A 22218-nucleotide genomic window follows, 5' to 3' on the forward strand; every position below is an offset into this window, starting at 1 on the left:
CGACTCAAGGATAGGTGTCGAGGGGGACGCGCAGAATTTCGGGCTCTTGCCGCCGGGCGACGCGCTGACATACTTACGACGCCGTAGGTTACGCAACCGTAGGGAGCCTGAGGATCCGAGGGCGCCCTCGGATTCCGTACCCCGGTATCTGACTGGACCCACCACCCCCCAGGGGACGCGTATGACCACCTCACCTTCCGACGCGCTCGAAGACGCTGGGAAGACGCCCGACGACTCCTCACTGCCCTCGGCCACGCTGGGTGGCGAACAGAAGCGTTCACTCGAACAGATCACGCTTCTCCTCTTCATCATCGTCCCGTTCCTCGCGGTGCTGGCGGCGGTGCCGCTGGCGTGGGGGTGGGGGGTGAGCTGGCTGGACCTCGGCCTGCTCGTCTTCTTCTACTACCTGGGCTGTCACGGCATCACGATCGGTTTCCACCGGTACTTCACGCATGGCGCCTTCAAGGCGAAGCGGCCTTTGCGGATCGCGCTCGCGATCGCGGGTTCGATGGCGGTGGAGGGTCCGCTGGTGCGTTGGGTGGCGGATCATCGCAAGCATCACAAGTTCTCGGACGCGGAGGGTGATCCGCATTCGCCGTGGCGGTTCGGGGAGACGGTTCCGGCGTTGCTGCGGGGCCTGTGGTGGGCGCACATCGAGTGGATGTTCGACGAGGAGCAGACTCCGCAGGACAAGTACGCGCCTGATCTGATCAAGGACCCGACCATTCGGGCGATCTCCCGTCAGTTCATCTTCTGGGCGATGCTGTCGCTGGCGCTGCCCGCGCTGATCGGCGGTCTGGTGACGATGTCCTGGTGGGGCGCGTTCACGGGCTTCTTCTGGGGTTCGCTGGTCCGCGTCTGCCTGCTGCATCACGTCACCTGGTCGATCAACTCGATCTGCCACGCGGTGGGCAAGCGCCCGTTCAAGTCACGGGACCGGTCGGGGAACGTGTGGTGGCTGGCCGTCCTGTCCTGCGGCGAGTCCTGGCACAACCTGCACCATGCCGACCCGACGTCGGCGCGGCACGGTGTGATGCGCGGGCAGGTCGACTCCTCGGCGCGGCTGATCCGCTGGTTCGAGAAGCTCGGATGGGCCTATGACGTGCGCTGGCCGTCACGCTCGCGTATCGATTCGCGGCGGAACACGGACCAGGACGGCTCTCGGCGCCGGAAGGAACCGGCGAAGGCGGCATGATTGACGGCGTGGCGACCGACTCCAGCAGCACCGAGAGCAATGAGAAACCGCGGCGTCCTCGCCGCACCCGGATGACGGGTGCCGAGCGCCGGGCCCAGTTGCTGGAGATCGGCCGCACGCTGTTCGCCTCGAAGGGGTTCGAGGCCACGTCGGTGGAGGAGATCGCGGCCAGGGCCGGCGTCTCCAAGCCGGTGGTCTACGAGCACTTCGGCGGCAAGGAGGGCCTGTACGCGGTGGTCGTGGACCGTGAGATGCGGCGCCTGCTGGACATGGTGACGAGCTCGTTGACCGCGGGCCATCCCCGTGAATTGTGCGAGCAGGCCGCGTTCGCGCTCCTCGACTACATCGAGGAGTACACGGACGGCTTCCGCATCCTGGTCCGCGACTCCCCGATCCCGCAGTCGACGGGTTCCTTCGCGTCGCTGATCTCGGACATCGCCACGCAGGTGGAGGACATCCTGGGCCGCGAGTTCAAGCGCCGGGGCTTCGACCCCAAGCTGGCCCCGCTGTACGCCCAGGCTCTGGTCGGCATGGTCGCGCTGACCGGCCAGTGGTGGCTGGACGTGCGGCGCCCGAAGAAGGCGGAGGTGGCGGCGCACCTGGTGAACCTGGCCTGGCACGGCCTGGACGGCCTGGAGGCGAAGCCTCGCCTGATCGGGCGCCGGAAGGCTTGAGGGTGACTGCGGAGCGCTTCGGCTGACCGCGAGGCCGGGCTGTGCACCGTGGGCGCATGACTGAGATCGCGATCGGCCAGGCCGGTTCCCAGCTCGACGAGTTCGTCCGCCGCGCGGCGGACGGCGAGACGATCGCCCTCGCCGACGACGAGGGGGTGACCGCGCTGCTGGTCTCTCCGCTGGTCGTCGCCGGCCTCGAAGACTCCCTGGCCGTCGCCGACCGCCGGCGCCGCAAGGCCGAGGGCACCCTCGGGCCGGGTTGTCCCACGCGCTGAGGTCAGGCGGACGCGCGGCTTCACCCCGTAGGCGCCGGCTCCAGGAACTCCAATCGGTTGCCCACCGGGTCCTGGGCATAGAAGCGCAGGTGGCCCGGCAGGTCGTCGTCCCAGGTCAGCCGCGCCCCGCGGGCCTCCAGCCGGGCCGCGTACGCCTCGATGTCCGTGACCCGCAGGCCGGGGTGTGCCTTCCGGGCGGCCCGGAAGTCGGGCTCCACGCCCAGGTGGAGCTGTACGCTCCCCGCCCGGAACCAGCAGCCGCCCCGTGCGGCGAGCAGCGGCGGCTTCGGAATCTCGGTCATCCCGAGGATGCCGGCGTAGAACGCGCGCAAGTCGTCCTCCGCGCCTGGCGGCGCGGCAAGCTGCACATGGTCGATGGCGGCGATCACCGCTCGGCCCGCCGTCCCCCGCTCTTGCGCGCCACGGCAAACAGCCGCTGGAAGGGCAGCACGGTGCCGTACGGCTCCATCGGATACGCGGCGCGCAGCAGTTCGCGGTACTCGGTGACGAACGCGTCGCGGGCCTCCGGGTCGTCCGCCAGGGCGGTGAGCACGGGTCGCAGGCCGGTCCCCTTGACCCAGTCGAGCACCGGGTCCTCCCCCTGCAGGACATGGAGGTACGTCGTCTCCCACACGTCCGTCTCGCAGCCGAGGCGGGCGAGCCGGTCGAGGTAGACGTGGGGTGCGTGGACGGAGTCCTCGTGGCGCAGTACCTCGCCGAGGCGGCTTTTCCAGCGGGCGCCGGTGCCCAGTTCGCGCATCAGGGCGTGCAGGGGCGCGTCAAGGTTGTTCGGCACCTGGAAGGCGAGGGTCCCGCCGGGGGCGACGGTGTCCAGCCAGGCCGGGAACGCGTCGAGGTGGCCCTCGACCCAGTGGAGGGCGGCGTTGGAGACGAGCAGGTCGTACGTCTCGGTGGGCGTCCACCGCGAGGCGTCCGCGTGGGCGAAGTCGAGGCGTCCGCCGCCGGCGGTGGGGCCCGCGTACCGGGCCGCCTGTTCCAGCATCGGCGCGGAGTTGTCGTAGCCGGTGATGTGTGCGGTGGGCCAGCGGTCGGCGAGGACGGCGGTGACGTTGCCGGGGCCGCAGCCGAGGTCGGCGATGCGGGGATGCCCCTCGGGCTGTCGCGTGGGGAGGTCGGGGATGCGGGCGAGGAGGTCGGTGAAGGGGCGGGCGCGGTGGTCGGCGTGGCGGAGGTACTGGGCGGGGTCCCAGGTGGGGGTCGTCATGGCAGTCACCTTCCCGCCGCAACTGTCTCGATGTCAAGAGACTTGACGCCAAGAGACTTCACATCGACACAACCACTACACTGATCGCCATGGAGGACGAGGTCGATCGGCTGGTCTCCGCGTGGCGCCGGGAACGCCCGGACCTCGACGTGGAACCGCTCGAAGTGCTCAGCCGGGTCAGCAGGCTCGCCCGGCATCTGGACCGTGCGCGCAGACTGGCGTTCGCCGAACACGCCCTGGAGCCCTGGGAGTTCGACGTCCTGACCGCGCTGCGGCGGGCCGGAAACCCGTATCAGCTCTCCCCCGGACAGCTCCTCACCCAGACCCTGGTCACCTCCGGCACGATGACGAACCGTATCGACCGGCTGACGAAGAAGGGCCTGGTGGAGCGTCTTCCCGACCCCAGCGACCGGCGAGGGGTGCTGGTGCGGCTCACGCCGGAGGGCCAGGACAGGGCGGATCAGGCGCTCGCAGGTCTGCTGGACCAGGAGCGCGCGATCCTGGCGGAGCTGTCACGCGCGCAGCGGGCCGAGCTGGCCGCGCTGCTGCGCCAGTTGACGGCGCCGTTCGACAACATCCCCGGCTGACCGAGCCCGGGGGCTTGTCGCCGGTCAGGCGCTGCTGCTCTCCTCGACTGCGACGCGTGTGCCATGGCCGAGGTCTGCGGGGCCGACTCCGGCGCGCCGGGCGAGGGCGACGGCGGCGAGGGTGGAGTGGACGCCGAGTTTGCCCAGCACGTTCTGCATGTGCGTGCGCACGGTGTGCGGGGAGAGGAACAGCCGTTCGGCGACGGCTTTGCGGCCCAGTCCGGCGACCATGCAGCGCAGCACTTCCCGTTCCCTGGGCGTCAGCGACTCGACGAGCCGCTCGCTCTCGGTGCGGTGCTTGCGGGCGGCGGTCAGTTCGCGCAGCACGCCGGTGAGCAGGGCGGGCGGCAGATGCGTCTCGTCGCGCAGCACACCCCGGATGACGGTCAGCAGCCGGGACAGCGAGCAGTCCTTGGCGACCCACCCGGAGGCACCCGCCTGCAGGGCGAGCGCGGCCCTGCGGGGGTCGTCCTTCTCGGCGAGGACGACGGTCCGTACGTGCGGATGTCCCGTACGGACGCCCGCGACCAGGGAGATCCCGTCGACCAGCCCTTCCTCGTTGCCCTCCTGCACGGGCACCGCCGGGCGCGCGCCCGGCACGTTGCCGCCCAGGTCGGAGTCGACGAGCAGGACGTCGAACCGGCGGCCCTCGGCCACCGCGCGCTCCAGACTGCGCAGCGCGGCGGGACCGCTGCCGGCGGCGGAGACGTCGACGTCCGGCTCCGCGGCCAGTGCGGCGGCGAGAGACTCGGCGAAGATGCGGTGGTCATCGACGACCAGGACTCGGATGCGAACCACTGAAACCCCCTTCCCCGAGCTCCTCAAGAGCTGGGGACACCCAATCGTCGGGGGGACGGCCCGTGCGGACACGACGCCCGGAGCAGTCCCCGGCTGCTGTTGCCGGCCTGGGACGGGGCCGCGGTCACCGACCGCACGGCCGCCGCCGTGCGATGACTGCTACCCCCGCTCCGGGCGTCGTACCCGGCTGTCTCGCCCCCTGATCAGCACCGGCCCCCACCGGTGCTGTTCATCAGGGTACGGCTGGGAGGCAGGAGCGGAAGGTAATTCGCAGAACTGATTGGCCAGCGCGTTTATGGTGTGCCGCATGTTTCGTATTGCGACAGAAGTCGACAAGGAATGCCTGTCCTTGCTCCGGTCGCGGTTGCGCGAGGCGAACACGGCGGCGTCACCTGTCCTGCGCGCCCTGCGCGGCACCCCTGCCGAGCGGGAACTCCCGCTCCACGTATGGGCGTTGGACGAGGCCGGAAACCTGGCCGGTGGCCTGGTCGGCCACACCTGGACGACCTGGCTGCATGTGACGTACCTCTGGGTGGACGCCCGCCACCGGGGTTCCGGCCTGGGCACCCGCCTCCTCGCGGAAGCGGAGCGCGTGGCACACGAGGAGCGCGCGTGCGACCACGTACGCCTGGAGACGTGGGACTTCCAGGCACCGGACTTCTACCGGAAGCAGGGGTACGAGGTGGTGTGCGTGATCCCGGACTATCCGCCGGGGGTCACGGAGTACACGCTGACCAAGCGGTTGCCCGCAAGGGCTTGAGGGGGACGGTGGGTGTGCCTCAGAGTTCCTCGAGCGCTTGCAAGCTGATGTCGACGTCGATGTCATTGGGGACTGTGAGCTTGAGGTGGTCGTGGTGGATGCCGGTGAGGGCGTACGTCTTGTTCACGGGGTCGATCTCGTAGGCACGGACGACCGGGTGCTGGTTGGGGTCGGCCATCTCGACAGCGGGGCGTTGTGGTGATCCAGGACAACGGTCATCTGACGTTCGACCTTGAGATGCTTCGGAACCGTGCGTCGCAGGCCGCTGACCAGCAGGTCGGTCATGACACTGGGGAACTGTGTCTGTGGCCTCGGGAGGACCAGGCTGCCGTCGATCAGCTCGGTCGCGTTCCAAGGTCTGGCAGCGTGAACAGGTCGTCCACGGTGTACGTCGGTGATTCACTCATGGCCGAGATCCTCGATCTGCTTTCCCATATGAGGACAGGAATCCGGAGCCGTCATCACAACGGGTGACACCTTGACCAGGAACCACCCTGTCTGTCCCGCTCGGTGAACGCCCGTCGGCTGTGGGCGAGCAGTTCGCGCAGGGCGGGGGCGGGTGGGTTCTTCCAGATCAGGGCGAGCAGCGCCGGTGTCTCGACGTCGTCGATGGTGCGGGCTGTGAGGCGGTCGCGGTTGTCCGCGGCGAGCGATTCGCTGAGGACGGCGACGCCGAGGCCTCGGGCGGCGAGGTACGCAATAGTGTCCGCGGAGCTCGCCTGCAGGGAGATCGTGGGCTGGAGGCCGTGGGCGGCGCAGGCGCGGTCGAGCACCGTGCGCAGGCCGGTGCCGGGCGGCATGCACACGAGGGGGTGAGCGGCCAGGTCGCGCAGAGTGACTCGCCTCTGTCGTGCGAGGGGGTGCCCGGCGGGAACGGCCACAACCAGCCGCTCGCTGATGATCGTCAAGGCGTCCAGCCCGTCGGGGGTGGCGGTCGCCGTACCGATGAGGGCGAGGTCTACGGCGCCGGCGCGTACGGCCTCGACGAGGCGGTAGGAGTTGTCCTCCAGCAGCGAGAGTTCGACACCGGGGTGTGCCTGGTGGAACGCGGCGAGTGCGTCGAAGAGCGGTGTGATCGCGCAGCCGATGACCATCCCGACCGTGAGCCGGCCCCGGATCAGGTCGGTCACCTCACCCACTGCCTGACCGACGGCATCGGCTGCGGCGAGCGCGGCGCGGGCGTGCTGGAGCATGGCCTTTCCGGCGACGGTGAGGGTGGCGGTGCGTGCCGAACGGTCGAACAGCTTGGCGCCGAGCTCACGTTCCAGCTGCCGGATCTGGGCACTGACGCCGGACTGGCTGATGTGCACCCGCTCGGCGGCCCTGGTGAAGTTCAGCTCTTCGGCGACCGCGACGAAGTACTCGAGCTGCCTCAATTCCATGACTGTTGATTCTAGTTTCCAGAAGAACCATCTGTTGGACTTCTGGCAGGCAGGTACCCAGGCTGGGGAGAAGAAGCCGAAGCCGAGCCCGACGACGCCAGGAGGTAACCATGCCGGAGTACGAGAAGGCCATGCGGCCCGAGGACATCACCCGGTTGTTCGTCGAGCGGTCCAACGCCGGTGACGCGGAGGGAGTGGCCGCCCTGTACGAAGCGGACGCGGTGCTGGCCTATCCGCCCGGCGAGCGGACGGTGGGCCGGGAGGCGATCCGGGCGCTGTGGGAGGAGGTGCTGGCCAACCGTCCGCGCTTCGAGCGCGAACAGCCACTGCCCACACTGGTCAGCGGAGACATCGCCCTCACCTCGACCCCACCGAAGGACGGCACCGGCGCCCGGGCACAGGTCGTCCGGCGTCAGCCGGACGGAAGCTGGCTGCGACTGCTGGACCAGCCGGAGTTCGTGCCTCCCGGCCGCTGACGAGCAGTCACGTCATTCCGGTGCCGTGGGGAAGATCAGGTGCGGTACGGATGAGTGAGGGTCATGGGGGTGCGGACGATGTCGGCGGCAGGCTCGGGGAAACGGGGGCCGGCGACGTAGTAGCGGGCGCGGGTGCGGCCGACGGGTTGCAGGACCTGGGCGGTGGTGAGGTCGCGGAGGTCGCGTTGGGCCTGTTGGACGCTCAGGGCTTCGGCGTGCTGGTAGCGGGAGCGGCGCACGCGTCCGGCCATGGCGACGTCGTGGAGGGCGGTGACCGTACGGTCGTCGAGGCCGGTTTCCTCGGCGAAGTCGGCGAGGGCTGTCCACACGCGGCCGGAGCGGATGAACCGGCCGGAGACGGTCTGGGCCTGCTGGTGGTAGGCGGTGAGATTGAAGCGGACCCAGCTGGAGACATCCTGCTGGGGTGTGTAGTGGGTGCCGGTGTCGTTGAGCCGGCGGTAGTACTCCCAGGTGTTGCCCGGCCGCCCGAGCCAGCTCTCGATGGAGGAGAACTCGGGGGCCAGGACACCTTCCCTGGCGATCATGAGGGTTTGCAGCGAGCGCGACATGCGGCCGTTGCCGTCCGCCCACGGATGGATGGACACCAGATGCAGGTGGGCCATCGCCGCACGGACCAGGGGGTGGCTGTCGTCGTCGGCGTTGAGCCAGTCGACGAGTTCCAGCATCAGCGCGGGGACGGCAGCGGCGTCGGGTGCGGTGTAGGCGGCGATGCTGGGATCGCGGGCGTCCGTGACATAGACGGGCCCTTTGCGCCACTGGCCGGCGGGTCGGCGGGCGCTGTGGCGGTGGCCCTGCAGTATCCAGTGCAGGCTGTTGAGGAACCCCTTGCCGTAGGTGAAGTCCTCGACGTCGTGGAGCGTCTGGATGTAGGTCATCATCCGCTGATAGGCAAGGGTCTCGTCCCGGTCCTCATCGGACACCTCGACCTCGGTCTCCCCCTCCATCAGGTCTTCGACGTCGACGGTGGACACCTTGAAGCCCTCGATGGAGTTCGATGCCGCCACGGCGTCCGCGGTGAGGAACTTGCGCAGGCCGTCCGTCCATTTGGTGGGGGAGGCACGCACCTGGTGCCGCAGAGCGTCGCGCATCCGATCGACCTCTTCGAGCACGCGGTGGTCGTCGGGGTCGAGGGAGGGGGTGGGGAAGAGCACACCCCGACGATACAATGACGCAATCATTGCGTCGAGTGCATCGAGCCTCTGAAGCGCCGAGCCGCCTGGCGAAAGGACGGTGGGCCGGGCGCCGACACTGCGCGCGGGCTGCGGCACGACAGGAGTTCATTCGATGAACAGCACTCCGAGCGCCACTCAGCCGACCAGTCTCAGCTCCACCCGATATCGCTCCTTCGCGTCCCTGACGAAATCTTCCTGCCCTACGGCCGGGAGGGACCGACGCCACCACCGATGTTCGCCGGGCCGGACCATTGGACCGTCCGCCAGAACCGCCCTGAATCGCTCGTCGATTCCGGCAAGCTCGGCCGTGAACCATGCGAACTCGGGGAGCGACCGCACTATCGGGTCGTCTGTGACGCGCTGGAGCAGGTCACGGATGGACAGGTCGTTCAGGTACTCCGAAACGTCCATGTCGTAGCCGTCCACGCACTCGTCGACCATCGCTTCCCAGCTTCGCAGAGCTTCGCCAGGGAGCCGTACGACAGTCCATCCGGCCTCCCTGGCGATCCGCCGGAAACAGTCGGCCAGGGATTCGGCGCGAGCCCCTCGGCCCACCGTCACCGAACCCGCCGAGCCCCCGCCGAAGGCACCGCCGCGAACACTCGGGGAGCCGTGTAGCCGGCCGAGTCGAACGCCGACTCCACCGCCTTTGTGATCCGGTCCGCTTCTTCCGCCTCGACCAGGACGATCGCCGAGCCGCCGAAGCCGCCGCCCGTCATGCGGGCGCCCAGGGCGCCGGACTCGACCGCAGCCTGGACAACCAGGTCCAGCTCGGGGCAGGAGACCTGGAAGTCGTCGCGGAGGGAGGCGTGGCCCTCGGTGAGGATCGGGCCGATGGCGCGGGTGTCGCCGCCTGATTTCAGGAGGGCGACCACTCGTTCCACGCGGTGGTCCTCCGTGACGACGTGGCGGACCAGGCGCTGCACCTCTTCGTCCGCACCGGCGTCGGCCAGCCGGGTCAGGGCCGCGTCCAGGTCCTCGTACGGCACGTCCCGCAGGGCGGTCACGTCGAGCAGGGCCGCGCCCCGCTCGCAGCCCGCGCGGCGCTTGCCGTACTCGCCCTCGCTGTGGGAGTGCTTGACCTGGGTGTCCACGACCAGCAGGCGCATGCCCTCGGCCGCCAGGTCGAAGGGGATCTGGTCCTGGGAGAGGTCCCGGGTGTCGAGGAAGAGGGCGTGGCCGTCGGTGCAGCATGCCGAGGCCGTCTGGTCCATGATGCCGGTCGGGGCGCCCACGTACACGTTCTCCGCGCGCTGGCACAGGCGGGCCAACTGCCAGCCCTGCAGGCCCAGTTCGTACAGGTCGTTCAGGGCCAGGGCGACCACCACCTCCAGTGCCGCCGACGACGACAGGCCCGCGCCCGTCGGTACCGTCGAGGTGAGGTGGATGTCCGCGCCGCCGGAGACCGACTCGTGACCCGCGTCCAGCAGCGCCCAGATCACGCCTGCCGGGTACGCCGTCCAGTTCTTGTCCGACTCGGGGGCCAGGGCGTCGAGGCGCAGCTCAATGACCCCGCCCTCGATGTCCGACGAGTGCAGGCGTACGGCGCCGTCCGTGCGGCGGGAGACCGCTGCCAGCGCCGTGTGCGGGAGGGCGAAGGGCATGACGAAGCCGTCGTTGTAGTCGGTGTGCTCGCCGATCAGGTTGACCCGGCCGGGCGCCGCCCACACTCCCTCCGGTGCCGATCCGTACAGCTCCTCGAAAACCTCGGCGACATCCGCAGTCGTCATGCCCTCTACCTCTGACCTCTCGTATGTTCCAGTACCGCGTACCGCTAGTTGCTGCCGTGCCGCTGCGCGAACTCCCAGGCGTCCGCGACGATTCCCGCCAGGTCGGCCCGGGTCGGGTTCCAGCCGAGGCGGGTTTTGGCCCGGTCGGCGGAGGCGACCAGGATCGCCGGGTCGCCGCCCCTGCGCGGGGCCACGACCTCGGGGATCGGGTGGCCGGTGACCCGGCGTACCGTCTCGACGACCTCGCGGACGGAGAAGCCCTCGCCGTTGCCGAGGTTGCAGATGAGGTGTTCGCCCGCCGTCGCCGCCGCGAGGGCCAGCAGATGGGCGTCGGCCAGGTCCGCGACGTGGATGTAGTCCCGTACGCAGGTGCCGTCGGGGGTCGGGTAGTCCTCGCCGTAGACCGAGATCGCGTCCCGCTTGCCCTGCGCGACCTGGAGGACCAGGGGGATCAGGTGGGACTCGGGGTCGTGGCGCTCGCCCTGCGTGGCGTACGCGCCGGCCACGTTGAAGTAGCGCAGCGACACCGCGGCCAGGCCGTGGGCCGCCGCCTCGCTGGTGATCATGTGGTCTACGGCCAGCTTGGTGGCTCCGTAGGGGTTCGTCGGGGACGTGGGGGCGGTCTCGACGATCGGGGTCGTCTCCGGCTCGCCGTACGTCGCGGCGGTCGAGGAGAAGACCAGCTTGCGTACGCCGGCCTCGCGCATCGCCGTGAGCAGGGCCATCGAGCCGCCGACGTTGTTGTCCCAGTACTTCTCGGGCTTGACGACCGACTCGCCGACCTGGGAGGAGGCCGCGAAGTGGAGCACGCCATCGAAGGAGGCGTCCAGCCACTTGGCCGCGTCCTTGATGTCGCCCTCCACGAACGTGGCACCTGCCGGGACGCCCTCCCGGAAGCCCGTCGAGAGGTTGTCGAGGACGACGACCTCGTGGCCGGCCTCCAGCAGATGCTGGGCGACCACCCCGCCGACATAGCCCGCACCGCCGGTGACCAGGTACTTACCGCTCATCAACTCGCTACCTCTCGCAGTCGCTGGGCCGCGGACTCCGGCGCGATGTCGTTGATGAACACGCTCATCCCCGACTCGGAGCCCGCGAGGAACTTCAGCTTGCCGGAAGTACGTCGAATGGTGAAAAGCTCGAGGTGCAGCGCGAAGTCGTCGCGGTTGACGCCCTCGAACTCGTCCAGGGTGCCGAAGGGTGCCTGGTGCCAGGCCGCGATGTACGGCGTCGGCGGCTCACCCTCGCCGAAGATCCGGTCGAAGCGCCTCAAGAGTTCCAGGTACACCTTGGGGAACTCTGTGCGGGCGTCCTCGTCGAGACCGAGGAGGTCCGGGACGCGGCGGCGCGGGTACAGGTGCACCTCGTAGGGCCAGTGGGCGGCGTACGGCACGAAGGCGACCCAGTGGTCGGTGGCCAGGACGAGGCGCTCGCCCGCGAGTTCCTTCTCGACGATGTCGTCGAAGAGGTTCTCGCCGCCCGTCGCCTCCTTGTGCGCGGCCACCGAGCGGAGCATCAGGGCCGTACGGGGGGTGGTGAAGGGGTACGCGTAGATCTGGCCGTGGGGATGGCCGAGGGTGACGCCGATCTCGGCGCCGCGGTTCTCGAAGCAGAACACCTGCTCGACGGCGGGGAGGTGGGACAGCTCCGACGTCCGGTCGGTCCATGCCTCCAGGACCAGCCGCGTCTGCTCCTCGGTGAGGTCGGCGAAGGTCGAGTTGTGGTCGGAGGTGAAGCAGACCACCTCGCAGCGCCCGGAGTCGCCCGCCAGGGAGGGGAAACGATTCTCGAAGACGACCACGTCGTACGACGAGTCCGGGATCTCGCTCAGCCGGTCGCCCTGGGTCGGGCAGAGCGGGCACTCGTCGGCCGGGGGGTGGTAGGTGCGGCCCTGGCGGTGCGAGGCGATCGCCACGTCATCGCCGAGCAGCGGGTCCCGGCGTACCTGCGATGTGGTGACGGTGCGCTCCAGGGGGCGCCGGTCCACCGCGTCACGCACTGTGTCGTCGCGCAGGTCGTAGTAGATGAGCTCACGACCGTCGGCGAGCCTCGTCGAGGTCTTCTTCACGCCGGACTCTCCATCCGTACCCATACCTAGCTTCAAACAGAACCGAACACATCAAATCATAAATCCACAACCATGGGTATGGGAATACCGTCCGTGAAAGCCGTCCGCGCAAGCCGTCCGTGACACATGAGCGGAGCCGGAGTTCACGGGAACTCCGGCTCCGCGGTCTGGAGGGTGACGCCGGTCAGAAGGCGCCCGGTTCAGGGGGCGAGTGCTGCTGCACGGGGCCCGCCCGATCCAGCAGCCCCGTACGGGCCGCCAGCGCCGCCGCCTCCAGCCTCGAACCCACTCCCAGCTTCATCAGCACCCGCTGGACATGCGTACGAGCCGTACTCGGGGCGATCCCCATGCCGGCCGCGATCAGCCGGGTGTCCTCGCCCTCGGCGACCCGGACCAGGACCTCGACCTCCCTGGGCGTGAGCATCTGGAGGAGACGCTGGCCCTCGTCGTCGGGCTGGGCGGCGGGGTTGAGCAGTTCGCTGAACGCGCCCTGGAGCAGTTGCGGAGCGACCGCCGCCTCGCCCGCCCTGGCCTTCATGATGGCGCGCTCGACGCCCTCTATCCGCTCGTCGTGACGCACGTACCCGGAAGCCCCCGCGGCGAAGGCGGCGGCGATGCCGCGCGGGCTGGGCACCGGGCCCAGCACCAGGACCGCCACCTGTGGACGCTCGCGCTTGATCCGCACCACCGGGTCGAACATGCCCGGCTCGGCCGGTGTCGCCGTGCCCAGCAGGCACACCTCCGGCGCGCGGGTGATCACCAGTTCCGCCGCGCCCGCGGCGGGCGCCGCCGCGGCGAGCACCCGGTGCCCGCGCAGCTTCAGCGCCGAGGCAAGAGCCTCGGCGAGGAGTCGGTGGTCGTCGACCACCATCAACCGCACACCCATCGAGCCACCCCCCAGTCCCCCCAATGGTTGTCCCCTTCTGGATGCCCATTGGTCCACACGGAAGGGAGCCCCCCGGCTCCCCCCGCTTTCTATGCCCCCGGAAGCTACACGCTTGTTCGACGTTGCGCTTCCCCTACTGGTGAGAAGTGCCCCGGATCGCCGAAATTCCTCGCATTCGAGGGTGATGAGTAGTACGTGCCGTGCCCCGCCCCTGAACTGGGAGGCGAGCGGGCTCAGTTCGAGCTGGTGCCGTACGCGATCGCCAGGTACCTGGGCCCCCCTGTGCTGGAGGGCTTCCGGGCATACACCTGCGACATGTAGAGGCGGCCGTCGGCGTAGATGATCTCGGCGAACTCGGGCTGCATGCTGAACTCGACCTCGCGCACCGCCTTGGTCGCCGGGTTCCGCATCAGCGTCGTCTGCGCGAAGGAGCCGCTGTCGATGCTGACGACCTCGCCGCCCTTGTCGTAGGGCGGGCGCTTGTACGCGATCACGTTGCCGTCGGCCATGGTGAGCGGGGAAATGGTCCAGCCGTCGCCGGCGTCGGCCCGCTGACCGTCCAGCTTGCCGGTGGCGAGGTCGAAGGCGACGATCTCGTTGGTCTTGCTGTACTCGCCGGTGCCGTCGTGGTTCTCGGTCGGGAGATACAGCTTGTCGTTGCCGACGGCCAGCTTGGTGCAGTACTCGATCCGCGAGACACCCTCGCACTCGGCGGCGTACCTGTCGCCGGGCGCCGAGATCTTCGTACGCAGCCGTCCGCTCTTGTTGTCGATGGAGAAGAAGTCGGAGATGCCGCTGCCGTCGCCGGCGGAGCGGTTGATGTCGGCGGCCACGACCAGCGGGTTCGTCGACACGATGCTGGCGTCCTCGATGCCCTTGGCCATCGCGTACTCGGAGAGCACCTTGCCGGAGACGGGGTCGATGGTCTGGATGGCCAGCTGCCGGGCTCCGTACGAGCCGCACTTGCGCACCGCGACCAGTTTCTCGCCGCCGCCGTAGCCCGCGTCGTAGCAGGAGTCGCCGGGCTTCGGGGCCCACAGGGACTTGCCGGTGATGTCGAAGGCGGCGCCGCCGCTGGTGCTGCCGACGGCGACCGTGTTCGCGCTGATCGTCACGTTGTCGAGGTTGATCACCTGGTCGCCGGACTTGACCGTCCGCGTCCACAGTTTCCTGCCCTCGTCGAGGTCGATCGCCGCGACCTGGCTGCAGCCGTGCGAAGGCTTGTCCTTGGTCGGCATGGCGGGCTCGTACACGATCGCCGTCTGGTGGCCGGCGGTGGTGTGACGGCTGGCCTCGCAGACCGGGCCGGGCAGCGGGACCGTCCAGAGCTTGGTCCCCTTCACGGGGTCGTAGCCGACGATCTCGGCCCGGCCGCTCTTGGCGTAGACCGTGTCGGTGAGCCAGGAGCCGACGACGGTGGCGCTGTTCTCGTCGGCGCCGACGGCGGGCTCGGGGACCTGGAAGAGGACCTTGGAGGCGGTGTTCGCGGGCGCCTTGCCGGCACCCTTGTCACCTCCGGCACCCTCGCCGCCCTCGCCGCCGCCGGTTCCCGCCGTGGCACCGGCGGTGTTGTTCTTGTCGCCGGCCTTGTCGTCCGCCCGGCCGTCCTTGGAGGAGGAGTACCAGACACCGCCGCCGATGATCAGCGCGATCGCCGCGAGGGCCGAGACGATGATGACGGCCTGGGCGTTCGACTTCCTCCGAGGAGCCGGAGGTTGCGGTTGAGGTGGATAGACGGGCTGTGGCTGCTGCGGGTAGCTGTAGCCGTACGGCGGTTGGGGCTGCTGGGCGTACGGGTTCGGCTGCTGGGGGTAGCCGTAGCCGGGGGGCGGCGGGGGCTGGTTGGGCGGGGGCGGCGGCTGGGTCATGACGTGCGTACCTCGGGAAACGGGGAGAAGAGAGGGGAGCGGCGGGAGCGGAGGGGGCGGCGGGGTTTCCTACTTGCCGTAGGCGAGCATCAGCTTCTCCTTCAGCTCGTCCCTGCCGCTCAGCCGGGTGGTGGAGAGGTAGAAGCGGCCGTCGGCCCAGTCGTACGCCTTGGAGTAGAAGCCGTTCTCGACGTCGGCGGCTGCCGTCGGGTTCTTCAGGAGTGTCGTCGGGGTGTGGCTGTTGCCGGTGACGGGGATCGACACGACCTGGCCGCCGGCGTCGTACGACGGCTCGACGTACGCGATGAGCGCGCCGCCCTCGGTCTTCAGCGGCAGCATGGTCTCCGCGGCCGGTGACTTGACGCGCCACTTCTCCTTGCCGGTGGCGAGGTTGATCGCGACGATCTCGTTGGCGCCGGTCTTCGCCTCGGTCGGCAGATAGAGGGTGTCGGCGTCGGCGGCGACGCCCTGGCAGCCCTGGAGGTCGCGTTCGAGAAGCGCCCAGCCGCACACGGGTGCGAAGGACTCGTTGACGGAGACCTCGGAACGGAAGCTGCCGTCGGCCTTGAGCGTGGAGATGTTCCACGACTTCTTGTCCTCGTCGGTGAGGTAGAGGACGACAGGATCGACGGAGTACGTCCGCCCGACCCGCCACCCCTTCGGGATCGGCCGGGTCCATCTGGCCGCACCGGTGCGCGGGTCCAGTTCCTGCACCTCGTCGTGCTCGGTGGAGGTGGACGCCCCGCAGGACGACACGACGATCAGCTTCGCGCCGCCCGCGAAGGCGGCCGGGAAGCAGGCGGCTCCGTACTTCACCTTGTCGAACAGTTTGGCGCCGGTGTCCAGGTCGTACGCGGTGCCGGACTGTGAGCGCCCGACCATCAGGGTCTTCCCCGTGAGGGTCAGTTCGACGCTGAGCGCGCTGTCGAACAGGGCGCCGTCGGCGACCTCACCGCTCCAGCCCTTCGCACCCGTGTTCAGGGCGAGCAGCTGGAGCTTGTTGCACTTGGCGCGCGAGCCGGCGCCGCTCATATAGGCGACCACGATCTTGTCGTCGGCCGACTTCTGCGGTGTGACGGCGCAGATCTTCTGCGGGAAAGTGATCGGTCCCCAGGCCGTGTTCCCGTTCCCGACGCGGAACGCGAACACCTGCTTGTACGCCACCTTCACGGCCACCTTGTCGGTGATCCACATGCCGTTGGCGTCGGCACCGGAGGCGGGCGCGTCCGGCGCGTCCTTGGACCAGAGCACCTTCGACTCACCGGCCTGGCGGCCCGCGTTGAGGTTGTCGGGGTCGGCGCCGGCCACATCGCCGCCGCCGCCGTCCCCGCCGCTGTCGTCACCGGGGTTGATGGGCCCGGAGGCGGGCACGGGCAGCTCGGGGTCGGCCACGGCGGGCTTCTTGTCGTCACCGTCGCCGCTCGTCACGGCGAACACCGTGCCCCCGACAACGAGCAGCGCGGCGACCGCAGCCCCCAGCATCAGCGCGGGCCGCCGCTTGAAGGGGCTGCCGTTGCGGGAACCGCCGCCGGGTGGCAGCTGCGGCGGGGGTACGGGGGCGCCGGGGAACTGAGGGGACTGCTGGCCGGGGTAGCCGTATCCGGGGGCGGCGCCGTACCCGTAGGGGTCGGACTGGGTGCCGTGGGGGGCGGGTTGGGCGGCGGCGTAGGGGGCCGGCGGCGTGCCGTAGGGGGCCGGTTGGGCGCCATACGGGCCGGGCTGCGTCCCGTAAGGGCCGGGTTGAGTCCCATAGGAGACGGACTGGGCGTCGTGCGGGCCGGGTTGAGTCCCGTACGGGCCGGACGGGGTGCCGTGCGGACCGGACTGGGCGTCGTGCGGGCCGGGTTGAGTCCCGTACGGGCCGGACGGGGTGCCGTGCGGACCGGACTGCGCGTCGTGCGGGCCGGGTTGAGTCCCGTACGGGCCGGACTGGGCGTCGTACGGGCCGGAGGGTGACGGCGGGGCGTAGGGGGCGGGGGCGGGCTGCTGCGGGTAGGCGTAGCCGGGCTCAGGCGTGGGCGGGGCCGGGGGCAGGGGTGGCCGGCCCTGCGGGGGCGGTGGGGTCCCGTACGGCATCGCCTGCTGCGGAGTGGCCGGCGGCACGCCCGGCCCGCCCTGGGGGGCCGGAGAAGCCTGGGGGGCCTGGGGTGCCTCAGGCGGCTGCGGCGGTACCTCCGGCGGCGGGCCGAAGCCACCCTGGGGCGGCCCGTAGGGAGGTCCCACGGGCGGTTGGCTGGGCGGCTGGGTCATCAGCGCGCTCCCCCTTCAGCTGATTTTTAGCCACGCCCTGAGGAACGCGGAAGGCGCGGAGGGGCGCGGACAGGCAATGGAGCCGCGCGGGAACCGCACTCGGATACGTATACGTGCTCAGGGAGTTCTCAGAGCGCTCTTTCTACCACTCCGTGGCCCTCCCGCACCGGACCGTATCCGCCCCCGCCCGCCTCTGTTCCCAAGGGCGAACCGGCCCGTGATGCCACTGTTATGCGCGTTCACGTGCCCTTCACGCCACGTCTGTGAGCTTCACGCTTCGCGTGAGTCGGCCTCTGCGCGCCGCTGTGCGCCTCTGTGCCATCTGTTCCCCGACTACGACTCGTCCGCGAGTTCCAGCCACCGCAGTTCCAAGTCGTCGCGTTCGCCGGAGAGTTCGCGAAGTTCGGCGTCGAGTTTGGCGACCTTCTCGAAGTCGGTCGCGTTGTCGGCGATCTGGGTGTGCAGCTTGCTCTCCCGCTCGGAGATCTTGTCCAACTGCCGCTCGATCTTCTGGAGTTCCTTCTTCGCGGCCCGGACGTCGGCGGCGCTCTTCTCGGCGACGGGCCTGGCGGCGGGGGCGGCGGCCTGGATCGCGGCAGCGGCGGCCTCTTCCATCCTCTGCCGCCGCTCCAGGTACTCGTCGATGCCGCGCGGCAGCATACGGAGGGTGGCGTCACCGAGGAGGGCGAAGACGCGGTCGGTGGTCCGCTCGATGAAGAAGCGGTCGTGGGAGATGACGACCATGGAGCCGGGCCAGCCGTCGAGGAGGTCCTCGAGCTGGGTGAGGGTCTCGATGTCGAGGTCGTTGGTGGGCTCGTCGAGGAAGAGGACGTTGGGCTCGTCCATCAGGAGGCGCAGGATCTGCAGCCGCCGCCGCTCACCACCGCTCAGGTCCCCGACCGGGGTCCACTGCTTCTCCTTGCCGAACCCGAACGTCTCGCACAGCTGTCCGGCGGTCAGCTCGCGCCCCTTGCCGAGGTCGACGCGGTCCCGGACCTGCTGTACGGCCTCCAGGACCCGCAGGTTCGGGTTGAGCTCGCCGACCTCCTGGGAGAGGTAGGCCAGCTTGACGGTCTTGCCGACGACGACCTTCCCGGCGGCGGGCTGTGTCTCGCCGTCGCTGCGGGATGCCTCGGCCATGGCACGCAGGAGGGAGGTCTTGCCGGCGCCGTTCACCCCGACGAGGCCGATGCGGTCACCGGGGCCGAGCTGCCAGGTGAGGTGCTTGAGGAGCACCTTGGGACCGGCCTGGACGGTCACGTCCTCGAGGTCGAACACGGTCTTGCCGAGCCGCGAGGACGCGAACCGCATCAGCTCGCTGCTGTCCCGGGGCGGCGGTACGTCGGCGATCAGCTCGTTGGCGGCCTCGACGCGGAAGCGCGGCTTCGACGTACGGGCGGGGGCCCCGCGGCGCAGCCAGGCCAGCTCCTTGCGGACGAGGTTCTGCCGCTTGACCTCCTCGGTGGCGGCGATGCGCTCGCGCTCGGCACGGGCGAAGACGTAGTCGGTGTAGCCGCCCTCGTACTCGTACACGGCGCCCTTCTGCACGTCCCACATGCGCGTGCAGACCTGGTCGAGGAACCAGCGGTCGTGGGTGACGCAGACGAGCGCGGAGCGGCGCTCGCGCAGATGCCGGGCGAGCCAGGAGATGCCCTCGACGTCGAGGTGGTTGGTGGGCTCGTCGAGAACGATCAGGTCGGGCTCGTCGATGAGCAGCTTGGCGAGCGCGATGCGGCGCCGCTCACCGCCGGAGAGCGGCCCGATGACGGTGTCGAGCCCCTGCGGGAACCCGGGGAGGTCGAGCCCGCCGAACAACCCGGTCAGTACGTCCCTGATCTTGGCGTTTCCGGCCCACTCGTGGTCCGCCATGTCCCGGATGACCTCGTGGCGGACGGTGGCGGCGGGGTCGAGGGAGTCGTGCTGGGTGAGTACCCCCAGCCGCAGGCCGCCGGAGTGGGTGACGCGCCCGGTGTCGGCCTCCTCCAGCTTGGCGAGCATCCGGATGAGGGTGGTCTTGCCGTCGCCGTTGCGCCCCACGACACCGATCCGGTCCCCCTCGGACACCCCGAGCGAGATCCCGTCGAGCAGGGCACGGGTCCCGTACACCTTGCTGACGTTCTCGACATTGACGAGGTTGACGGCCATTTCGCTCCTGAGTTGGGGTGGATCGACCTTCCAGGGTAGTGGGCCGGGTGGGTGAGGTCGGCGGGCGGATTCACCGGGGTCACGAAGCAGCGCGGTGCGGCCACTGTCAGCGACGGGGTACGGGGTACGGGGTGCGGGATACGGGGTGGCGACGGGCTCAGGAGCCGAGGAACACCGTGCAGGTCCCCGAGCGCTCGAAGACGGCTCCGGCGACCTTGGGCAGCTTCGTTCCCTTCGCCCGTACGTAGGCCGGGCTGCCGTCCGGAGCGAACCCCGCGTCCATCGCCTCGGTCAGTACCTCGTCGGGGGTCTTCTTTCCGGCCGGGACGAGCTTGTTGTCGCTGGTGAACGCGGGCACGCGGTCGCACGCGATCGAGAACTCGACACTGAACGGATAACCGTCCAGTGCCTTGAGGGCTCCGTAGGTGATGTCCCGCGCCTCTTCCGGAAGGCGGACCTGGTGATCGGACAGTGCCTGTTCGAGGCTGACATCGGCGGCGTCCGACGGAGACTCGTGCGGGAAGGGCCCGGCCTGCTCGGCCGAGTGCAGCCCACCCACGTCACAGGCGGCAAGGCTTCCGATGAGCAGTACGCCCAAGAGGAGGGCGGGTATCCGGGTCAGGCTGTGGAACACGAGTCTCCTCCTGGCCGATGGGGAATCCAGGGGGACGGTACCTGTTGGGCGCGAGGGGGTGGTTGCCGGCGGGGGCTCGGGGGCTACTCGCCCCGCTGCCGCGGAATCACCGCGGGGCCGGGAGCGGGGGAAGGGGCGGGCACCGGTGTCGGCAGCTCGTGCCCGTACTCGTCGTCGTGCACCGGCATGTCGTCGCGCAGCAGGTTCTCCGGGATGAGTACGGCCGCGGTCACGCCGCCGGTCGGGGAGTTGCGGAGTTCTACGCGTAGGCCCTGGCGGTCCGCGAGGCGGTTCACCACGAACAGGCCGATCTGTTTCGCGTCGAGGAGGTCGACCTTCTCCGAGCGGAGTTTGCGGTTGGCGTCGGCCAGCGCGTCCTCGTTCATGCCGAAGCCGCCGTCCTCGACCTCGATGACGACACCGTCGCGCATACGGGCCGCGCGGAGCTGCACCTTGGTGCTGGGCGGGGAGAACGAGGCCGCGTTCTCGACGAGTTCGGCGAGGAGATGGATGACGTCGGCCACCGAGCCGCCGTGCAGGGACACGCGCGGGGCCGCCCAGATCTGGACGCGGTTCGCGTCCTCGATCTCGGCCACCGCCGCGCGCAGGGTGTCCCCCAGCGGAATCGGCTCCCGCCAGCCGCGGCCGGGCGCGATGCCGGACAGGATGAGAAGGCTCTCGGAGTGGCGGCGCATGCGGGTGGCGAGGTAGTCGACGCGGTACAGCTCGTGCAGTTCGGCGGGGTCGCGGGGGCGCTGCTCGAGGTGGTCGAGGATGTCGAGCTGGCGGTGCAGCAGCACCTGGCTGCGGCGGGCGAGGCTGACGTACACGCCTGAGATGCCGCTGAGGAGTTCGGCGCGTTCGGAGGCAGCCTTGAGCGCCGCCCGCTGTACGGCGGTCAACGCGGTGCCGACCTGGGCGAGTTCGTCTCCGGCGAGGCGGCGCATCGGGGCTTCGGCGTCGATGTCGACGCCGTGTCCGGCGTGCAGTCGCCGCATGGCCTGCGGGAGCCGGCGGCCGGCGACTTCGAGGGCGGAGTTGCGCAGGTCGAGCAGCTCGACGATGAGGCCGCGCCCGACGGAGACGGAGACGAGCAGGGACAGCAGCACGCCGACCAGGCCCAGGACCACGGCGATCCCGGAGGCGCCGAGGGTGTCCCAGCCGAACGGGTTCGCCTTGGCGGCGGCTGCCGTACCGGCCTCGGTCTCGGCCTTGGCGAGGGAGGTCAGTACGGCGTTCGCGGAGCCGTCCCAGCCCTTCAACAGGCCGTCGGCGACGGCCGATCGACCGGGCCCGGCACTGAGTACGCGGTTCTCGATCCCGGCGAGCCGACTGTAACTGTCGCTCTCCAGAAGGGTGTTGTACGCCTTCTGGTGCTCGGGCCGCAGATCGGCGACCGCGGGCTTCAGCAGTCCCCGCTGGACGGTGACCGCGCCGACGAAGAGCGCGTACTGCTCGGCGGTGAGTTTCCCGGCGGCGCCGCCCGCAGCGAGGAGCGCCTGCTCCTGGGCCAAAGCCTCGCGGGCGCGGGAGAGTTCGAGGACGACGCGGGCTTCGGAGGCGGTGGTGGTGCTGTTCTCCCCGGTGAGCGCGCCGGTGACGGCGAAGGCGTCCTCGATGATGCCGGTGTAGGCCGTGTACGTGGTCTGTGTCGCGCTTTTTGTCCTGCGCAGCGCGTTCAGGCCGTGCGTGTCGGCGGTGAGTTTGTCGAGGCGGTCGGGGAGGGCGGAGTTGAGGAGTGCGGCGTCGGAACTGGTGGCGTTGACGCCGTCGAGCAGGGCCTCGGCGGAGTTGTCGGTGGCCGCCTGGGCACGCGTCAGGATCTCCGCGTCGCCGGCTGCGGCGGCGGTCCGCTCGGCCTGTATCGCGGCGACGAAGTCGGCGACCGGGGCGAGGAGTTCGGAGTTGACCTCCTTGGCTCGTTCGGCGTCACCGATGGTGGACGCGGTGGTGACCGCGGCGAAGCTCCACAGAGCCATGAGCGAGACGACGGGCAGCATCAGCAGGGCGACGATCTTCGCCCGGACGGATCGGGGCCGCAGTCGCCGGGCGGCGTGAACCATACGCATGGG

Annotated in this window: 21 protein-coding genes and 1 pseudogene; 6 read left to right on the forward strand and 16 right to left on the reverse strand. The window is 69.9% G+C overall.

Annotation, left to right across the window (positions count from 1 at the left end; genetic code table 11):
• Positions 1–181: 181 nt before the first annotated feature.
• The 3 genes from PV396_RS37080 to PV396_RS37090 are packed head-to-tail and all read left to right on the forward strand — an operon-like array spanning position 182 to position 2144.
• Complete coding sequence (locus PV396_RS37080) at positions 182–1195, forward strand: acyl-CoA desaturase (protein ID WP_319212332.1); 1014 nt, start codon at positions 182–184, stop codon at positions 1193–1195.
• Positions 1192–1869 carry a TetR/AcrR family transcriptional regulator gene (locus tag PV396_RS37085; protein WP_319212334.1) on the forward strand — a complete coding sequence of 226 codons (678 nt, stop codon included), beginning with the start codon at positions 1192–1194 and terminating at the stop codon, positions 1867–1869. Before PV396_RS37080 ends, PV396_RS37085 begins: the two co-directional genes overlap by 4 nt.
• 56 nt (positions 1870–1925) lie before the next feature.
• Positions 1926–2144 carry a type II toxin-antitoxin system prevent-host-death family antitoxin gene (locus tag PV396_RS37090; protein ID WP_319212336.1) on the forward strand — a complete coding sequence of 73 codons (219 nt, stop codon included), beginning with the start codon at positions 1926–1928 and terminating at the stop codon, positions 2142–2144.
• 20 nt (positions 2145–2164) lie between these two features.
• On the opposite strand, the gene PV396_RS37095 is transcribed toward PV396_RS37090, so the two are convergent.
• Both PV396_RS37095 and PV396_RS37100 read right to left on the reverse strand, forming a co-directional pair.
• Positions 2165–2533, reverse strand: coding sequence for a VOC family protein (locus PV396_RS37095; protein WP_319212338.1), 369 nt, complete (start codon positions 2531–2533; stop codon positions 2165–2167).
• Positions 2530–3369, reverse strand: a complete 840-nt coding sequence (locus tag PV396_RS37100) for a trans-aconitate 2-methyltransferase (protein ID WP_319212340.1) — start codon at positions 3367–3369, stop codon at positions 2530–2532. Before PV396_RS37100 ends, PV396_RS37095 begins: the two co-directional genes overlap by 4 nt.
• An 89-nt stretch (positions 3370–3458) precedes the next feature.
• Between PV396_RS37100 and PV396_RS37105 the strand changes: the two genes are divergently transcribed.
• On the forward strand, positions 3459–3956 hold the full coding sequence (locus PV396_RS37105; protein ID WP_319212342.1) for a MarR family winged helix-turn-helix transcriptional regulator: 498 nt from the start codon (positions 3459–3461) through the stop codon (positions 3954–3956).
• Between the two features lie 24 nt (positions 3957–3980).
• On the opposite strand, the gene PV396_RS37110 is transcribed toward PV396_RS37105, so the two are convergent.
• Positions 3981–4754 (reverse strand): response regulator transcription factor, encoded by a 774-nt coding sequence (locus PV396_RS37110; protein ID WP_319212344.1) that lies wholly within the window; start codon positions 4752–4754, stop codon positions 3981–3983.
• 295 nt (positions 4755–5049) lie between these two features.
• Between PV396_RS37110 and PV396_RS37115 the strand changes: the two genes are divergently transcribed.
• On the forward strand, positions 5050–5514 hold the full coding sequence (locus tag PV396_RS37115; protein WP_319212453.1) for a GNAT family N-acetyltransferase: 465 nt from the start codon (positions 5050–5052) through the stop codon (positions 5512–5514).
• Positions 5515–5533: 19 nt separating this feature from the next.
• Here the strand turns inward: PV396_RS37115 and PV396_RS37120 are convergent.
• Together PV396_RS37120 and PV396_RS37125 are read right to left on the reverse strand one after the other, a co-directional pair.
• Positions 5534–5921: pseudogene (locus PV396_RS37120) on the reverse strand (hypothetical protein).
• A 54-nt stretch (positions 5922–5975) separates the two neighbouring features.
• A complete protein-coding gene (locus PV396_RS37125; RefSeq protein ID WP_319212346.1) occupies positions 5976–6896 on the reverse strand; it encodes a LysR family transcriptional regulator in 921 nt (306 codons plus the stop codon).
• Between the two features lie 110 nt (positions 6897–7006).
• On the opposite strand from PV396_RS37125, the gene PV396_RS37130 reads away from it, so the two are divergent.
• Complete coding sequence (locus PV396_RS37130; RefSeq protein ID WP_319212347.1) at positions 7007–7372, forward strand: YybH family protein; 366 nt, start codon at positions 7007–7009, stop codon at positions 7370–7372.
• A 35-nt stretch (positions 7373–7407) separates the two neighbouring features.
• Here PV396_RS37130 and PV396_RS37135 read toward each other — a convergent pair whose 3' ends face one another.
• The 11 genes from PV396_RS37135 to PV396_RS37185 form a co-directional block, all read right to left on the reverse strand.
• Positions 7408–8544: a Fic family protein gene (locus PV396_RS37135; RefSeq protein ID WP_319212349.1), complete on the reverse strand. Its 1137-nt coding sequence runs from the start codon at positions 8542–8544 to the stop codon at positions 7408–7410.
• Between the two features lie 156 nt (positions 8545–8700).
• Positions 8701–9006, reverse strand: coding sequence for a hypothetical protein (locus tag PV396_RS37140; protein ID WP_319212351.1), 306 nt, complete (start codon positions 9004–9006; stop codon positions 8701–8703).
• A 116-nt stretch (positions 9007–9122) separates the two neighbouring features.
• A complete protein-coding gene (galK, locus tag PV396_RS37145) occupies positions 9123–10295 on the reverse strand; it encodes a galactokinase (protein ID WP_319212353.1) in 1173 nt (390 codons plus the stop codon).
• A gap of 44 nt (positions 10296–10339) precedes the next feature.
• Positions 10340–11305 carry a UDP-glucose 4-epimerase GalE gene (gene galE / locus PV396_RS37150; RefSeq protein ID WP_319212355.1) on the reverse strand — a complete coding sequence of 322 codons (966 nt, stop codon included), beginning with the start codon at positions 11303–11305 and terminating at the stop codon, positions 10340–10342.
• Positions 11305–12363 carry a galactose-1-phosphate uridylyltransferase gene (gene galT / locus PV396_RS37155; RefSeq protein WP_319212357.1) on the reverse strand — a complete coding sequence of 353 codons (1059 nt, stop codon included), beginning with the start codon at positions 12361–12363 and terminating at the stop codon, positions 11305–11307. Before galT ends, galE begins: the two co-directional genes overlap by 1 nt.
• Before the next feature lie 184 nt (positions 12364–12547).
• Entirely contained in the window at positions 12548–13249 is a 702-nt protein-coding gene (locus PV396_RS37160) for a response regulator transcription factor (protein WP_319212359.1), read from the reverse strand.
• A 233-nt stretch (positions 13250–13482) separates the two neighbouring features.
• Positions 13483–15117, reverse strand: coding sequence for a PQQ-binding-like beta-propeller repeat protein (locus PV396_RS37165; RefSeq protein ID WP_319212362.1), 1635 nt, complete (start codon positions 15115–15117; stop codon positions 13483–13485).
• 69 nt (positions 15118–15186) lie between these two features.
• Positions 15187–17367, reverse strand: coding sequence for a PQQ-binding-like beta-propeller repeat protein (locus PV396_RS37170; RefSeq protein WP_416071546.1), 2181 nt, complete (start codon positions 17365–17367; stop codon positions 15187–15189).
• A 333-nt stretch (positions 17368–17700) separates the two neighbouring features.
• The gene (locus tag PV396_RS37175; protein ID WP_319212364.1) at positions 17701–19512 is read right to left on the reverse strand and encodes an ABC-F family ATP-binding cassette domain-containing protein; all 1812 of its coding nucleotides are present in this window, start codon (positions 19510–19512) and stop codon (positions 17701–17703) included.
• Between the two features lie 157 nt (positions 19513–19669).
• Entirely contained in the window at positions 19670–20146 is a 477-nt protein-coding gene (locus PV396_RS37180) for a hypothetical protein (RefSeq protein WP_319212366.1), read from the reverse strand.
• Between the two features lie 83 nt (positions 20147–20229).
• Complete coding sequence (locus PV396_RS37185) at positions 20230–22215, reverse strand: nitrate- and nitrite sensing domain-containing protein (protein WP_319212368.1); 1986 nt, start codon at positions 22213–22215, stop codon at positions 20230–20232.
• Between the last annotated feature and the right edge of the window lie 3 nt (positions 22216–22218).

The organism is Streptomyces sp. ME02-8801-2C (genome assembly GCF_033793965.1).
GTDB lineage: Bacteria > Actinomycetota > Actinomycetes > Streptomycetales > Streptomycetaceae > Streptomyces.

Bases quoted from the DNA above. Each gene is read 5' to 3' on its own strand.
- PV396_RS37080 (WP_319212332.1), top strand. From the start codon at position 182: ATGACCACCTCACCTTCCGACGCGCTCGAAGACGCTGGGAAGACGCCC.
- PV396_RS37085 (WP_319212334.1), top strand. From the start codon at position 1,192: ATGATTGACGGCGTGGCGACCGACTCCAGCAGCACCGAGAGCAATGAG.
- PV396_RS37090 (WP_319212336.1), top strand. From the start codon at position 1,926: ATGACTGAGATCGCGATCGGCCAGGCCGGTTCCCAGCTCGACGAGTTC.
- PV396_RS37100 (WP_319212340.1), bottom strand. From the start codon at position 3,369: ATGACGACCCCCACCTGGGACCCCGCCCAGTACCTCCGCCACGCCGAC.
- PV396_RS37105 (WP_319212342.1), top strand. From the start codon at position 3,459: ATGGAGGACGAGGTCGATCGGCTGGTCTCCGCGTGGCGCCGGGAACGC.
- PV396_RS37115 (WP_319212453.1), top strand. From the start codon at position 5,050: ATGGTGTGCCGCATGTTTCGTATTGCGACAGAAGTCGACAAGGAATGC.
- PV396_RS37125 (WP_319212346.1), bottom strand. From the start codon at position 6,896: ATGGAATTGAGGCAGCTCGAGTACTTCGTCGCGGTCGCCGAAGAGCTG.
- PV396_RS37130 (WP_319212347.1), top strand. From the start codon at position 7,007: ATGCCGGAGTACGAGAAGGCCATGCGGCCCGAGGACATCACCCGGTTG.
- PV396_RS37140 (WP_319212351.1), bottom strand. From the start codon at position 9,006: ATGGTCGACGAGTGCGTGGACGGCTACGACATGGACGTTTCGGAGTAC.
- galK (WP_319212353.1), bottom strand. From the start codon at position 10,295: ATGACGACTGCGGATGTCGCCGAGGTTTTCGAGGAGCTGTACGGATCG.
- galE (WP_319212355.1), bottom strand. From the start codon at position 11,305: ATGAGCGGTAAGTACCTGGTCACCGGCGGTGCGGGCTATGTCGGCGGG.
- PV396_RS37160 (WP_319212359.1), bottom strand. From the start codon at position 13,249: ATGGGTGTGCGGTTGATGGTGGTCGACGACCACCGACTCCTCGCCGAG.
- PV396_RS37165 (WP_319212362.1), bottom strand. From the start codon at position 15,117: ATGACCCAGCCGCCGCCCCCGCCCAACCAGCCCCCGCCGCCCCCCGGC.
- PV396_RS37170 (WP_416071546.1), bottom strand. From the start codon at position 17,367: ATGACCCAGCCGCCCAGCCAACCGCCCGTGGGACCTCCCTACGGGCCG.
- PV396_RS37175 (WP_319212364.1), bottom strand. From the start codon at position 19,512: ATGGCCGTCAACCTCGTCAATGTCGAGAACGTCAGCAAGGTGTACGGG.
- PV396_RS37185 (WP_319212368.1), bottom strand. From the start codon at position 22,215: ATGCGTATGGTTCACGCCGCCCGGCGACTGCGGCCCCGATCCGTCCGG.